General features: G+C 72.8%; 12 protein-coding genes. 2 read left to right on the forward strand and 10 right to left on the reverse strand.

Annotated elements, in window-relative coordinates:
* The 8 genes from AB0M82_RS08645 to AB0M82_RS08680 form a co-directional block, all read right to left on the reverse strand.
* Complete coding sequence (locus AB0M82_RS08645; RefSeq protein WP_364718826.1) at nucleotides 1-696, reverse strand: maleylpyruvate isomerase family mycothiol-dependent enzyme; 696 nt, start codon at nucleotides 694-696, stop codon at nucleotides 1-3.
* On the reverse strand, nucleotides 693-2,366 hold the full coding sequence (locus AB0M82_RS08650; RefSeq protein ID WP_364718828.1) for an AMP-binding protein: 1,674 nt from the start codon (nucleotides 2,364-2,366) through the stop codon (nucleotides 693-695). Before AB0M82_RS08650 ends, AB0M82_RS08645 begins: the two co-directional genes overlap by 4 nt.
* The gene (locus tag AB0M82_RS08655) at nucleotides 2,347-4,410 is read right to left on the reverse strand and encodes an acetate--CoA ligase family protein (RefSeq protein ID WP_364718829.1); all 2,064 of its coding nucleotides are present in this window, start codon (nucleotides 4,408-4,410) and stop codon (nucleotides 2,347-2,349) included. The genes AB0M82_RS08650 and AB0M82_RS08655 overlap by 20 nt, the downstream gene beginning before the upstream one ends.
* A complete protein-coding gene (locus AB0M82_RS08660) occupies nucleotides 4,407-5,954 on the reverse strand; it encodes an FAD-dependent monooxygenase (protein WP_364718830.1) in 1,548 nt (515 codons plus the stop codon). Before AB0M82_RS08660 ends, AB0M82_RS08655 begins: the two co-directional genes overlap by 4 nt.
* Nucleotides 5,954-6,766 (reverse strand): fumarylacetoacetate hydrolase family protein, encoded by an 813-nt coding sequence (locus tag AB0M82_RS08665; protein ID WP_364718832.1) that lies wholly within the window; start codon nucleotides 6,764-6,766, stop codon nucleotides 5,954-5,956. Before AB0M82_RS08665 ends, AB0M82_RS08660 begins: the two co-directional genes overlap by 1 nt.
* Nucleotides 6,763-7,794, reverse strand: a complete 1,032-nt coding sequence (locus tag AB0M82_RS08670) for a cupin domain-containing protein (RefSeq protein ID WP_364718931.1) — start codon at nucleotides 7,792-7,794, stop codon at nucleotides 6,763-6,765. Before AB0M82_RS08670 ends, AB0M82_RS08665 begins: the two co-directional genes overlap by 4 nt.
* A gap of 32 nt (nucleotides 7,795-7,826) precedes the next feature.
* Nucleotides 7,827-9,140: an aromatic acid/H+ symport family MFS transporter gene (locus tag AB0M82_RS08675; RefSeq protein WP_364718833.1), complete on the reverse strand. Its 1,314-nt coding sequence runs from the start codon at nucleotides 9,138-9,140 to the stop codon at nucleotides 7,827-7,829.
* 158 nt (nucleotides 9,141-9,298) lie between these two features.
* Complete coding sequence (locus tag AB0M82_RS08680) at nucleotides 9,299-10,117, reverse strand: PaaX family transcriptional regulator C-terminal domain-containing protein (RefSeq protein WP_364718835.1); 819 nt, start codon at nucleotides 10,115-10,117, stop codon at nucleotides 9,299-9,301.
* A gap of 147 nt (nucleotides 10,118-10,264) precedes the next feature.
* Between AB0M82_RS08680 and AB0M82_RS08685 the strand changes: the two genes are divergently transcribed.
* Together AB0M82_RS08685 and AB0M82_RS08690 are read left to right on the forward strand one after the other, a co-directional pair.
* Nucleotides 10,265-10,975, forward strand: coding sequence for an alpha/beta hydrolase (locus AB0M82_RS08685; RefSeq protein WP_364718836.1), 711 nt, complete (start codon nucleotides 10,265-10,267; stop codon nucleotides 10,973-10,975).
* Nucleotides 10,976-11,257: 282 nt separating this feature from the next.
* Nucleotides 11,258-11,617, forward strand: coding sequence for a metalloregulator ArsR/SmtB family transcription factor (locus AB0M82_RS08690; protein ID WP_364718838.1), 360 nt, complete (start codon nucleotides 11,258-11,260; stop codon nucleotides 11,615-11,617).
* Here AB0M82_RS08690 and AB0M82_RS08695 read toward each other — a convergent pair.
* Both AB0M82_RS08695 and AB0M82_RS08700 read right to left on the reverse strand, forming a co-directional pair.
* Nucleotides 11,614-11,823 (reverse strand): hypothetical protein, encoded by a 210-nt coding sequence (locus tag AB0M82_RS08695; RefSeq protein WP_364718840.1) that lies wholly within the window; start codon nucleotides 11,821-11,823, stop codon nucleotides 11,614-11,616. The genes AB0M82_RS08690 and AB0M82_RS08695 overlap by 4 nt on opposite strands.
* Nucleotides 11,824-11,855: 32 nt before the next feature.
* Entirely contained in the window at nucleotides 11,856-12,266 is a 411-nt protein-coding gene (locus AB0M82_RS08700) for an SRPBCC domain-containing protein (RefSeq protein ID WP_364718841.1), read from the reverse strand.
* Nucleotides 12,267-12,466 lie beyond the last annotated feature (200 nt).

The raw sequence follows: 12,466 nt of genomic DNA on the forward strand, positions 1-12,466 counted from the left end.
TCAGAGCCACCCCGGCAGCGGCGGCAGGTCCGGTCGCGGCAGCCGGCCGGTCGACCAGCCGACGAGGCCGGCGGCGGATCCGCGGGCGATCGCGCGCGGGTCGCCGGTGCCGAGCCGCCATACGGCGTTCCGATCCGAAGGCGCCACCGCGACATCCGGACAGCCGTCCTTTTTGGACAAGGCGGTGCAGACGTCGGACAGCAGCAGGTCGACGACGCCGTCCGGGATTTCGCCGAGCAGGGCGTCGTCCCCGAGGTCGGCCGCGTGCAGCCACACCTCGCGGATCCGCATCCACGGCACCTCCGCGGCCGGGATCGTCCGGCCCAGCGCACTCCGAACAAGGGCGCTCCACCCGACGGCGTCCAGCCGGACCAGGGAAGCGTCGAGACGCTCGGCGGTGTCCACAACGGACGCTCGAAGCTCCCCGGGCGGCCGGGACGCGGACTCCTCGATCTCGGCGGCGCGCTGGGCGCGGTCGGTGTACATCGGGGTCTCGACGCCGGTCCGGGCCCACGTCGCGAGCCGCGTCAGCGCCTCCGCGTTGCGGGCCACGTGGCCGACGACATGGGCCTTGCTCCACCCCGGCAACCGGCTCGCCGCGCGGAACTCACCGTCCGGAAGGGACGCCACGACGGCGAGAAAGTGTTCCGTGCCCTGACGCATCCACGGCAACGTCCGGGAGACGTCGTGCTTCACGCGGTCACCGTGCCGAGCCTCTCGGCGATGTCGGCCCGCAGCGCCTTCTTGTCGATCTTCCCGACCTTGGTCGACACCAGTTCCCCGACCAGCACCAGGTGCTCGGGCAGCTTGAACCGCGCGACACCCTGGTCCTCCATCGCCGTCCGGATCTCGTCGAGCGTCACCGTCGTCCCGGGCCGCGGGACGACGTAAAGGCAGACGCGTTCCCCGAGCGCCGGGTCGGGCATCGCGACCGCGGCGACCTGGCTGACCGACGGCACCTGATACACGAGATTCTCGACCTCTTCGGCCGACACCTTCTCCCCGCCGCGGTTGATCATGTCCTTGTCCCGGCCTTCGACGACGAGGTTGCCGTCGGCGGTGAAGCGGCAGATGTCGCCGCTGCGGTACCAGCCGTCGGTGGTGAAGGCGCGGGCGTTCTGCTCGGCGGCGTCGTAGTAGCCGCGCGGGGTGTACGGCCCGCGCGTGAGCAGCGACCCGGGTTCGCCGGGCGGGACGTCCTGGTCGAGCTCGTCGACGAGCCGGACCTCGTCGTCCGGGCTCAGCGGGCGGCCCTGCGTGGTGCAGACGACCTCGTCCGGGTCGTCGAGGCGCGTGTAGTTCAGCAACCCTTCGGCCATCCCGAAGACCTGCTGCAGCGTCGCCCCCAGCACGGGCTTGACCCGGCCGGCCAGCTCGTCGGCCAGCCGGGCGCCGCCGACCTGCAGCACCCGCAGGCTTGCGAGCTGCCCGGCCCCGTGCTCGACGGCGTGCTCCAGCCAGCGGCCGGCAACGGCCGGGACGACCGCGGTGTGCGTGACGCCCTCCGCCGCGATCGTGGCGAACGCGCGCCCGGGTTCGGGCGAGGGCAGCATGACGACCCGGCCGCCGGCCAGCAGGGTGCCGAGGATGCCGGGGCAGGCGAGCGGGAAGTTGTGCCCGGCGGGCAGGCTCACCAGGTACGCGGTGCTCGCGTCGAACCCGGCGACCTCGGCGGAGGCCGTGGCGTTGTAGGCGTAGTCGTCGTGGGTGCGGGCGATCAGCTTGGGCAGTCCGGTGGTGCCGCCCGACAGCAGGAACACGGCGACGTCCCGGCTGCCGGGCGCGGCCGCGTCGAACCGCCGCCGCTCGCCGTCCGGGTCGTCGCCGGGACCGCAGAGCGCGCGCAGGTCGACGCTGGCGGAACCGACGCCGGCCCCGGCGACGAGGACGTGCCACGGCCCGGGCACCTCGGTGGCCAGGTCGTGGGCGAGGGCCTGGTGGTCGAAGTCGCGCAGCCGGTCGGGCACCGCGATGGCGGCGGCTTCGGCGTGCCGGGCCAGGTGGCTCAGCTCGTGGCGGCGGTGCGCGGGCAGCGCCATCACCGGCACGATCCCGGCCCGCAGGCACGCCAGGGTGAGGACGGCGAACTCCCAGCCGTTGCCGAGCTGGACGACGATCCGGTCGCCGGCGGTCAGGCCGAGACCGAGCAGCCGGGCCGCGGCGGCGTCGGCGCGCCCGGCGAGTTCGGCGTAGCTCAGCCGGGTGCCGTCGGCCGCGTCGACCACCGCGGTCGCGCCGGGACGGCGGTCGGCGACTTCGCGGACGAGGTGGCCGAGCGGGACGCCGCGCCAGTAGCCGGCTGCGACGAACCGGGCGGCGTCCTCCTCGGGCCAGGGGACGGTGTGCTCACAAATCGGGGTGGGCATCGTCAGCCTCCTTGCTGATGACGACGGCGTCCAGCGCGACGAGACCATTGTGGACGAGCCGGAGCGGATTGACCTCGATCTCGTCGAGGCCGGGGCTGGCGACGAGCAGGTCGCCGAGGCTCACGGCGATCCGGGCGAGCTCGCCGGTGTCGAGCTCGGGCCCGCCGCGCCACCCGGCGAGCAGGGCACGCCCGGCGAGTTCCGCGGGCATCTCGGCGGCTTCGGCGAGGGACAGCGGCGCGAGCCGGATGGCGACGTCGGCGAGAGCTTCGGCGGTCGTCCCGCCGAGGCCGAGCAGCAGCACCGGCCCGAACACCGGGTCGCGGCGGGCCCCCAGGACGAGGTCGACGCCGGGCGGGGCCATCGCCTCGACGAGGAACCGCCGGGCCCCCGCGGCGCTCAGCTGGTCCAGGGCCTGGTCCAGCTCGGCGTGGCCCGCGACGCCCAGGTGGACCCCGCCGATCTCGGTCTTGTGCAGGATCGCGGCGTCGAGGAGCTTCACGGCGACCGGGCCACGCAGAGCGTCGAAGGCGGCGTGGGCCTCGGCCCGGTTCGCACACGCCCGGCCCGGCATCGTCGTGACGCCGAGCCTGCCGAGCACCTGCTTGGCCTGGTACTCGTCGTGCGGTCCGGCGACCACCGGGGCCGCGGGCCGTGACCCGGCGATCCCGGATCCGCCCCGGTGGCGCGCGTCGGCGAGCAGGGCCCCGACGGCGGCAGCGACCCCGCGCGGGTCGGTGGCGACGGCGATCCCGGCTTCCCGGAGGGTCCGGCGGGTCGCGTCGACGGCGGGGCCGGTGCCGCCGACGCCGAACACGACGGGGATCCCGCTCACTTCGCGCAGTGCTCGCGGCAGGTCGACGGCGTCGGGCTCGTGCAGCGCGTACCCGGCGAGCACGTCGACGCCGGGGTCGGCGGCGACCGCGGCCAGGACGCGCCCCAGCTCGGGACCGGGACGGCCGGTGTCGACCGGGTTCCGCTGGAAGGTCAGCGGCGGGAGCAGGGTGCCGAGGGCTTCCTGGGTCGACGTCGTGAGCTCGGAGACGCGCGCCCGGCGGCCACGCAGGTCGTCGAGCAGCAGCAGGCCAGGCCCGGCCTGGGCGGTCACGACGCCGACCCCGGGGTCGGCGTTCGGACGCAGCCGGGTGACCGAGAGCGCGCCGACCGCGTCGACCAGTTCGCGTTCGTCGTCGGCGAGCACCGCGCCTGCCTGCGCGAGAGCGGCGCGAGTGGTCCGCCAGGAGGTGGCCAGCGCGCCGGTGTGGGACGCGGCGAAGGCGCCGACGTCGTGCTGCCCCACCACGAGCGCGACCACCGGCTTGCGGGCCGAGAGCCGTCGGACGGCCGCGACGAGCCGCGGTCCGTCCGCGACGGACTCGATGTGCAGGGCGACCGCTGCCGTGTCCCCGTCCTCGGCGAGGTGGTCGAGGACGTCGGGCGCGGTGACGTCGACCGCGTTGCCGAGACCGACGGCGAGGCTGATCCCGTGCCCGGCCTCGGCGAGCAGGAACGCGAGCGCGTGGTTGACGCCCCCGCTGGCGGCGACGACCGCGACCCGGCCGGGCCGGACGTCGGCCACCCCGGGCACGAAACTGGCCGTGACGCCCGCGTGCGGCGCGAGGAAACCGCTCGTGTTCGGGCCGAGCAGCCTGATCCCGGTGCCGGCGACGACGGCGGCGAGCTGCTCCTGGTAGCCGACGCCGGCCCCACCGGCTTCGGCGAACCCGCCACCGCAGACGACGGCGGCCCGGACCCCGGCGGCTGCGGCCTCGGCGAGAACGGCCGCGCAGGCGGCCGCGGGAACGCAGATCATGGCGAGGTCGACGGGCCCCGCCGCGGCGGCGGCCCGCACGGAGTCGTGCATCGACTCGTCACGGCCGTTGACCAGGGCAAGGTGCCCGCCGAACCCGGCCAGCGACCGGGCGAGCGCGGCGCCGAGCTTGCCCGGGCTGCGAGACGCGCCGACGACGGCGATGCCCGCCGGGGCGAACATCGGCCCGAGCCCGGCGGCGCGTGTCGTGCGACCGGGAACAGTGATCGTCATGCGGGACTCCCCACGAGATCCGCGCGACCGGACAGAACAGCGGTCAGTGCCCGGTCCCGGTCGGCGTCGGGTTCGATCAGCAGCGCGGGCAGCCGCCCGGCCAGGCGGGCCTGCTCGCAGACCAGCGTCCGGGTCAGCGGGGTCCCGGCGTGCACCGCGGCGAGCACCACGTTCTCGTCGCGGGCCAGCTCGGCCAGCCTCGCGAACACCGCCGGGAGGCCCGATTCGTCGTCGGGCGCGGCGACGAGGGCGCCCTGCGGCCCGGGCCCGGTGCCCAAGGGCAGCGGCTCCCCCGTTCCGAGCACGGCCGAGCCGGAGATCCGGACCAGGCGGCTGCCGGTCGTCCAGCCGCGCCGCGAGAACGGCGTTTCCAGGGGTTCGACACCGTGTGCGGCCACCCAGCCGCGGTGGCTGTCGGCCACGAAACCCGGGTCCCGCCGGGCGAGCCGGGAATCGGTGATGCTGCGGGAGAGGAAGTGGTAGGCGAACTGCCACGGCTCGAACTCGTCGTGGTACCGCCCGAAGTGCTCCCACCAGGCCAGGCTGGGCCGCGCGGAGTCCTGGATGCGACGGACCGACGGCTGCGCCGTCTCCTCGTACGCGGCCAGCGCGGCGCCGAGGTCACCGTCACCGGCGAGCGCGTGCGCCAGCGCGACCGCGTCTTCCATCGCCATCTTCGTGCCGGAGCCGACCGAGAAGTGCGCGGTGTGCACGGCGTCGCCGAGGAACGCGACCGGTCGTGGCGCCAGGGTGTGCCAGCGGCGCGTGCGGCGGGTGCGGAAGTTGCCCCAGCGGGAGTTGTTGGTCAGCAGCCGTTTCCCGTCGATCTGCTCGGCGAACAGCTTCTCCAGGTAGTCCTTGGTGACCAGGTCGCTCGGGCCGGGCGGCGCGGTGACGTCGAACTCGTCCAGCCCGGCGCGGCGCCACGAGTCCTCGTCGGTCTCGACGATGAACGTCGAGGCCACGTCGGAGATCGGGTAGCCGTGCACGGCGAACACGCCGTCCGGGCCGCGCTCGTGGACGAAGGTCAGGCCGTCGAACAGGTAGTCGGTGCCGAACCAGATGAACTTCGCCCTCGCCGTCTCCACCTCCACGCCGAGGTCGGCTTCGAGCTGCCCACGGATCTTCGAGCTTGTTCCGTCGGCGGCGACGACGAGGTCGTAACCGGCGAGGTCGTCGAGGGTGACTTCGGTCGAGAAGCGGAGCTGGGCGCCGACGTCACGGGCGCGGGCCTGCATCAGCGCCAGCAGTGTCCGCCGGACGATGGCGGCCATGCCGTTGCCGCCGCAGCGGATCCGCTCGCCCTTGAGCCGGACCTCGATCTCGTCCCAATGCCTTCCGTGTTCGGCGAGCGCCTCGCGCAGCACCGGATCAGCGGCGTGGATCCCGGCGAGGGTGCGGTCGGAGAACACGACGCCGAACCCGAACGTGTCGTCGGCGCGGTTGCGTTCGAAGACCGTGACCTCGATCGACGGATCGGCCCGGCGGAGCAGGGTGGCGAAGAACAGCCCGCCAGGTCCGCCACCGGCGACGGCGACGCGCATCAGTCCTCCTCGACCACGACGTTGCGGAGCTCGCCGACGCCTTCGATCCGCGTGACGACCGTCGAGCCCGGCCTCAGGTACCGCGGCGGCTTGCGGGCGTGCCCCACTCCCCCGGGCGTCCCGGTGGCGATGATGTCCCCGGGGACCAGCGTGATGATCCGCGAGATGTAGGCGATCAGCTCGGCCGGGCCGAAGACGAGGTCGCTCGTGTCGGCCTTCTGGACGATGTCGCCGTCGACTTCGCACGAGATCCCACCCGGCTCGGCGTCGGTCACCAGCCACGGCCCGACCGGCGTGCTGCGCTCGAACGTCTTGCCCTGCAACCACTCCACCGACCGGTACTGGAAGTCGCGGGCGGTCACGTCGTTGACGACGGTGTACCCGGCGATCGCGGCGGCCGCCTGCGCGGGCGTGGCGTGCCGGACCTCGGCGCCGACGACGACGCCGAGCTCGGCCTCCCAGTCCACTTGCGACGAACCGGCCGGAGCGACGATCGGGTCGGACGCGCCGATGAGCGCGCGAGCGAACTTCGCGAACAGGGCCGGGTACTCCGGCAGCTCGCGACCCATCTCGAGGATGTGGGTGCGGTAGTTCAGCCCGACGCAGAACACCTTCTCCGGCTTGGGGATCAGGGTCGCGTACTCGAGCCCGGACACCGGGTGCCGCGGACCGTCGACCGTGGCCGCGCGGTCCCGCCAGCCCGGGTCGGCGAGCAACGCGCCGACGTCGGACGCGCCCAGCTCGACGGCGTCGTGCTCGTCGACGCGGACCGCCGCCGTGCCGGTGGCCGTACGGATGGTGGCGAGCTTCATGCGGGAGCGTCCTCTCGGGAGGTGCGGGCCAGGCCGAGTGCTTCGAACACGGGCTCGTCGGAGAAGCGGAAGGCGTCCAGGCCCGCGTCCGTGCGGATCGTCAGCGGCGCCCACGACGGGACCGCGAACACGTCGCCCGCGGCGACGTCGTACGTCTCGTCCCCGACGGAGACGGAGCCGGTGCCTTCGAACACCTGCCAGACCGCCGAGCCCGCCGTGCGGGTGGTCGCGGTGCGCGCCCCGGGTCGCAGGCGGTGCATCTCGCAGCGCATGGTCGACAGGCAGTCACCCGCGGTGGCCGGGTTGGTGAAGCGCACGACGGCGTGCCCGGGTCCGACGACGCCGGGATACCCCTCCCGCTCCAGTTCCAGCTGCGCCCGCAAGGCCGCGTCGGTGTGCTCCCAGCGGTAGGCCTTCAGCGGAGACGCCGGAGTCGCGGGCGCGCCGACCGGCGTCAACCCCGGGTGACCCCACAGGCGTTCGTTACGGGAGCTCTCCGGCGTCTCGCGGGTCGCCAGCTCGTCCGGGCCGAACTCGAAGAACCCGGCGTCGAGCCGGCGCACCAGCGGGATGTCGAGGCCGTCGAGCCAGGCCATCGGGTGATCGGTGGTGTTGTGGTGCTCGTGGAAGTGCATGCCGGGGGTGAGCAGCAGGTCGCCGCGGCGCATCGCGACCGGGTCACCCTCCACATTGGTCCAGACGCCCTCGCCGTCGACCACGAACCGGAACGCCGTCTGCGTGTGCCGGTGCGCCGGCGCCTCCTCACGCGGGCCCAGGTACTGGATCGCCGCCCACAAAGTCGGGGTGGCGTAAGGGGTTCCGGGCAACCCAGGATTGGCCAGCGCGATCGCGCGACGCTCCCCGCCGCGGCCGACCGGGACGAGCTCGCCCGCCCGCTCGGCCAGCGGGAGCAGCGTCGACCAGCGCCACAGCGCCGGGACGGCGTCCGGTCGCGGGGACGTCGGCATCAGCCCGCCGATCTGGGTCCACAGTGGAGTCAGGTGGGCCGCTTCGAACGCGGCGTACATTTCCTTTTCCGCTGCCGTGATGTCGGTCGAGGTCATGCGGTCCGTTCCTCCTCGAGGACGCGGGCGGGCACCGGCGGGGCCACCGGCGCCTGGCGCGGGATCAGGGCGATGAGCAGCGCGCCGGCCAAGGCGGGCACCGCGAAGCCGTAGAAGTTCCATTCGAAGCCGATCCCGGAGGCCAGCACCCAGCCGCCGAACAGCGGGCCGATGATGGCCCCGGCCCGGCCGACGCCGAGCGCCCAGCCGAGCGCGGTGGCCCGGATCGCGGCCGGGTACCGCACCGCGACATAGCCGTTGACCAGGATCTGCGTCCCGACGCTGCCCAGCCCGGCCGCCGCGACCGCGGCGAACAGCAGGCCGCTGCCGACGCGTTGGCTGAGCACGATCAGGCACACCGTCGCCAGCAGGAACGCACCCACGGTGACCGGTTTGGAGCCGAAGCGGTCGGCCAGCAGCGACGCGAGCACGCCGCCGACGATCGCACCGAGGTTGAGCACCAGAAGGAACGTCAGCGCCGAGCCGAGCGGGTAGCCGGCCTGCCGCATGATCTGCGGCAGCCAGGTGTTGAGCCCGTAGACCAGCAGCAGCCCGCAGAAGCTCGCGGCGCCGAACAGGATCGTCGACGGCAGCAGGCCGCGGCCGAACAGAGCCCGCGGCCCGGGCCGCTCGACGGCCTCCTCGGTCCGGCTCGGCAGGTCGGCGCCGTAGCGGTGGGCGACGGCGATCGCTTCGCTTTCCCGCCCGCGCGCCAGGAGGTATCCGGTCGACTCGGGCAGGAACCGCGCCGCCAGGGGCAGCACGATCACCAGTGGAGCCGCGCCGATCGCCATCAGGGGCCGCCAGCCGTGGTCGGCCACCAAGGCGAGGGCCAATACGGCGGCGAGCACCCCGCCGACCGAATAGCCCACGAACATCAGGGCGTTGTACAGCTGCCGCCGTCCGCGCGGGGCGTACTCGACGGTCAGCGCGACGGCGCTCGGGATGACCCCGCCGAGCCCGAGCCCAGCGAGGAACCGCAGCAGGCCGAGCACCTGCGGGTTCGGCGACAACGCGCACAGGACCATCACGACCGAGAACCAGGTGATCCCGATCAGCATGATGCGCCGCCGGCCGAGTACGTCGGTGAGCGCGCCGGCCCCCAGGGCGCCGACGAGCATCCCGGCGAGGGCGTAGCTCCCGATGGCGCCGGCCTGTGCCGGGCCGAGGTGCCAGCCGGGCTCGGCCAGGAGGCTCGGCACGGCCGAGCCGTAGACGATCAGGTCGTAGCCGTCGAAGACGATCGTGAGGAAACAGAGTGCGACCACGGTGAGCCCGGATCGCGTGGCCGGACCCGTCGACTTTGACATGAGCCACCACGCTCCTTTGCGGTTTGGGTGAGCCGAGCGTACAACACACATCCGACGGCCGTCTAGATTTTGACACGTATCGCAGGTGCGGCCAAAGCAGTGAAGGCCACCTTGAGGGACATGAAGTCCCTCAAGGTGGCCTTCGCAGACCTCGGCGGTCAGCCGGCTGCGGGCGCGGCAGCGGCGTCGAGAAGGGTGTCCACCCAGGCCTCGGCCGGTCCGCGCAGCAGGCTGTGCGCCTCGAGGAACACCTCGTGGGCGGTGCGGCCGTGCCAGTCGGCGGGCAGCAGCTCATGCGGCAGATCAGGGTCGCGGAAGGGGAAGTGCCGGTAGTCGTGGATGAGCGTCATCCGCTCGACGAGCGCCTCCGCGCCACGCAGCTCGCCGTCCCGGTAACCCGACAGCCGGGGCCGGTAGGCCGCCAGCAGGTCGGCGTACGCCCGGCCGAGTTCCGGCAGGTCCCACGCCCGCGCGGCGATGTCGCGGTCGGCCTCGGCCCCTTCCGAACGGGACTGCAGCAGGTCGAGCTTCACCGAAGGCTCGTCGGCGAACGCCGCGCGCACTTGGCCGCCACGGGGGTGCGGGCTCACCCAGACGGCGGGCGCGAGCGGGCCGAACCCCAGCCAGGCCAGCTTCTTGCGCATCTGCTCACGCGCCGCCCGGTTGGACTCCGGGACCTGGTAGATCACCGTGTGCCAGACCCCGTCCCAGGGACCGGCGGCGCGGCCGAAGATGCGCTCCCGGCCCTCGTCGAGCATCTGCCACGCCATGTCAGTGAGCGAGTACACGGTCTCGCGCCCCTGCCGCTCCGCCGCGAGCCAGCCTTCCTTGCGCAGGCGGGCGACCGCGACGCGCGTGGTCGGCTCCGGGACGTCGAAGCACCCGAGCAGGGCGGTCAGCGCGCGCAGCCGCACCGTACCGCCTCGGTAGCGCAGGTAGTCGCCGAACAGGTCGAACACCAACGACCGCGCCCGCATCCGTGCCTCCTTCACCGGCCGGCCGAGCCCAGCCGCCCCGGTCACCCTCATGTGTGTCATTCAGTTGACGCCCGTTCGAGTTTAGCATCATAATCAGCCGCCCGGCGGACGGTGCCCGGCAATCACAGCGCAGTGAGGAGCCTTCCCATGGCCAGTCCCTTCGTCCTGATCACCGGTGCCTGGCACGGCGGCTGGACCTGGCGTCCCGTGGCCCGGCACCTGCGCGCGGCCGGCCACGAAGTGCTGACCCCGACCCTGCCCGGCCTGGCCGACGGCGACGATCCCCAGGCGCACAGCCTGGCCGACGTCGTCGACGCCGTCGTCCGCGTCGTCGAGGAGCACGACCTGCACGACGTCACCCTCGTCGGGCACAGCTGGGGCGGCTACCCGATCACCGGCGCCGCACCGCGACTCGCCGGGCGGCTGCGCAAGCTCGTCTACTGGGGCGCGTTCGTGCCCGCGGCGGGCCGGTCGCTGTACGACGAGGTGCCGCCGCCCTACCAGGACCTGTTCACCGCCCAGGCGCAGGCGTCCGGGAACAACTCGGTCACCCTCCCCTTCGAGGTCTGGCAGCAGGCCTTCATCGCCGACGCCCCCGAACCGGTCGCCCGGCTGCTCCACGACCTGCTCGTTCCCCAGCCGATGCGGTACTTCACCGAGACCGTCACGCCATTGGACGCGCTCGACGTCCCCGTCGCGTACCTGCTCGGCGACCAGGACGTCGCGCTGCCACCCGGCGAATACGGCTGGCACCGGTTCGCCGACCGGCTGGGCGTGGAGATCCAGACCGTCGCCGGCGGCCACGAAGCCGCCTTCACGCAACCCGCCGCGCTCGCCGAAGCGCTCCTCAAGGCCTGACCCACGAGGTGGGAGCCACGACGCGGGCTTCCCCTTGGCCGTGGTGTGTGCCGTCACGCCGTTCGTTCATACCTCGCGCCGGATGAGGTGGCCTGGAAGGTCGCGCGCCTGGTGCGCGGCCCGGAAACTCTCCCCGTCACATGGTGATTCGCGTCGTCACGCGTGGTCGGGCGTCCCCGTTCAGGCATCCACGGATTGACAGGTAGGACACTCCCTACTGGTAATCTGTCAGGGCTGGTGAGCACGTGCTCGCCGCGACTGGTACTGGTAGGGCTGAGGCAGATGGCGCGGAGCTCGAGAAGTACGCCGACCGCGGGCGACGACTCGTCGCTCGACGCCGTCTTCCCCGCGCTGGCGAACCCGGCCCGTCGGCGGCTGCTGCACCTGCTCCTCCAGGGGCCGCAATCGGTCAACAGCCTTGCCGAGCATTTCGACATGGCCCGCCCGAGCGTGTCCGAACACCTCAAGGTACTGCTCGTCTCAGGGTTGGTGACCACGCGCAAGGTCGGCCGCGAACGGCTCTATTCACTCGACCAGGCGCCGATGCGAGAGCTCTCCGAGTGGCTGCACCCGTACGAGGCCTATTGGAAGGAGCGCATGCGACTCCTGCGGGTCGTGGTCGAAGAAGCGGAAGAGGACTAGGCAGCCCCCTCGGGCGAGGCGGCCGGATCAGCCACCACCGCCGCCAGCCGGCTGAACAGCCACGAACGCCAGCCGCCGCCCATGATCCGGCGCGCCCGCATCAGCCATTTCGCCAGCAACCTCGGGTTCGACGAACACCCGCCACACGCGGTCGGGAGATAGGGCAGGAACTCGTCGAGCCGAATCGCCTGGACGTCATCGGCCATGCTCGCCCGCCCTTTCCTCGACCGGAAAGGGCTCAGGGCAGTTCCACGGCCACAGCGGCCAAGCGCGGGATGACGACGTCCCGCCAGCCCGGCCCCATCCGCCGATAAGCGTCATTGCCGCGCTTGTCGTCGAGGTCGAAGCCCGAGTGATCGAGCAGCAGCCTGGTGCCATTGCCCTCGGCGACGAGGCGCCACGTCAGCGTCCAGTTTCCGTTGAACGTGAACACGAAACGTTCGTGGGGCTTGACCTCCAGCACCTCGCAGGGCACCGAGCCCCAGCCGGGCATCTGGAGGTGGAACTTGTGGCCGACGACGGCGGCGATGTCACCGGACGCCCACCACCGCGCGAGAAGCTCGGGTTCGGTGAGACTGCGCCACACTTTCGCCGGCGGCGCAGCGATGAACTGGTCGAGCGAGAGGGTCGCCGGGTGGGAGTTGCTCACGGGGCTCCTTGCCGTACACGTGCAGGTCAGCCTACGCAGCCCTTGACCTCCCGTTCGAATACCCCAGCGGGACCGCCGGCTCGCCGGGCAGCCGATCGACCGTGGCCGGCGAGTACGGACGACGAAATCACACTTCGGCGAAGGGGCCGTGAATGTCGCATTGAGGGACTTCAAGTCCCTCAACCGGGGACGGGGCACCA

Origin of the sequence: Amycolatopsis sp. NPDC051128 (assembly GCF_040682715.1) — a bacterium.
Taxonomy (GTDB): domain Bacteria; phylum Actinomycetota; class Actinomycetes; order Mycobacteriales; family Pseudonocardiaceae; genus Amycolatopsis.

What these genes read in the sequence shown, in the direction of transcription:
- AB0M82_RS08650 (WP_364718828.1), bottom strand. Translation starts at nt 2,366, where the DNA reads ATGCCCACCCCGATTTGTGAGCACACCGTCCCCTGGCCCGAGGAGGAC.
- AB0M82_RS08655 (WP_364718829.1), bottom strand. Translation starts at nt 4,410, where the DNA reads ATGACGATCACTGTTCCCGGTCGCACGACACGCGCCGCCGGGCTCGGG.
- AB0M82_RS08660 (WP_364718830.1), bottom strand. Translation starts at nt 5,954, where the DNA reads ATGCGCGTCGCCGTCGCCGGTGGCGGACCTGGCGGGCTGTTCTTCGCC.
- AB0M82_RS08665 (WP_364718832.1), bottom strand. Translation starts at nt 6,766, where the DNA reads ATGAAGCTCGCCACCATCCGTACGGCCACCGGCACGGCGGCGGTCCGC.
- AB0M82_RS08670 (WP_364718931.1), bottom strand. Translation starts at nt 7,794, where the DNA reads ATGTACGCCGCGTTCGAAGCGGCCCACCTGACTCCACTGTGGACCCAG.
- AB0M82_RS08675 (WP_364718833.1), bottom strand. Translation starts at nt 9,140, where the DNA reads ATGTCAAAGTCGACGGGTCCGGCCACGCGATCCGGGCTCACCGTGGTC.
- AB0M82_RS08680 (WP_364718835.1), bottom strand. Translation starts at nt 10,117, where the DNA reads ATGCGGGCGCGGTCGTTGGTGTTCGACCTGTTCGGCGACTACCTGCGC.
- AB0M82_RS08685 (WP_364718836.1), top strand. Translation starts at nt 10,265, where the DNA reads ATGGCCAGTCCCTTCGTCCTGATCACCGGTGCCTGGCACGGCGGCTGG.
- AB0M82_RS08690 (WP_364718838.1), top strand. Translation starts at nt 11,258, where the DNA reads ATGGCGCGGAGCTCGAGAAGTACGCCGACCGCGGGCGACGACTCGTCG.
- AB0M82_RS08695 (WP_364718840.1), bottom strand. Translation starts at nt 11,823, where the DNA reads ATGGCCGATGACGTCCAGGCGATTCGGCTCGACGAGTTCCTGCCCTAT.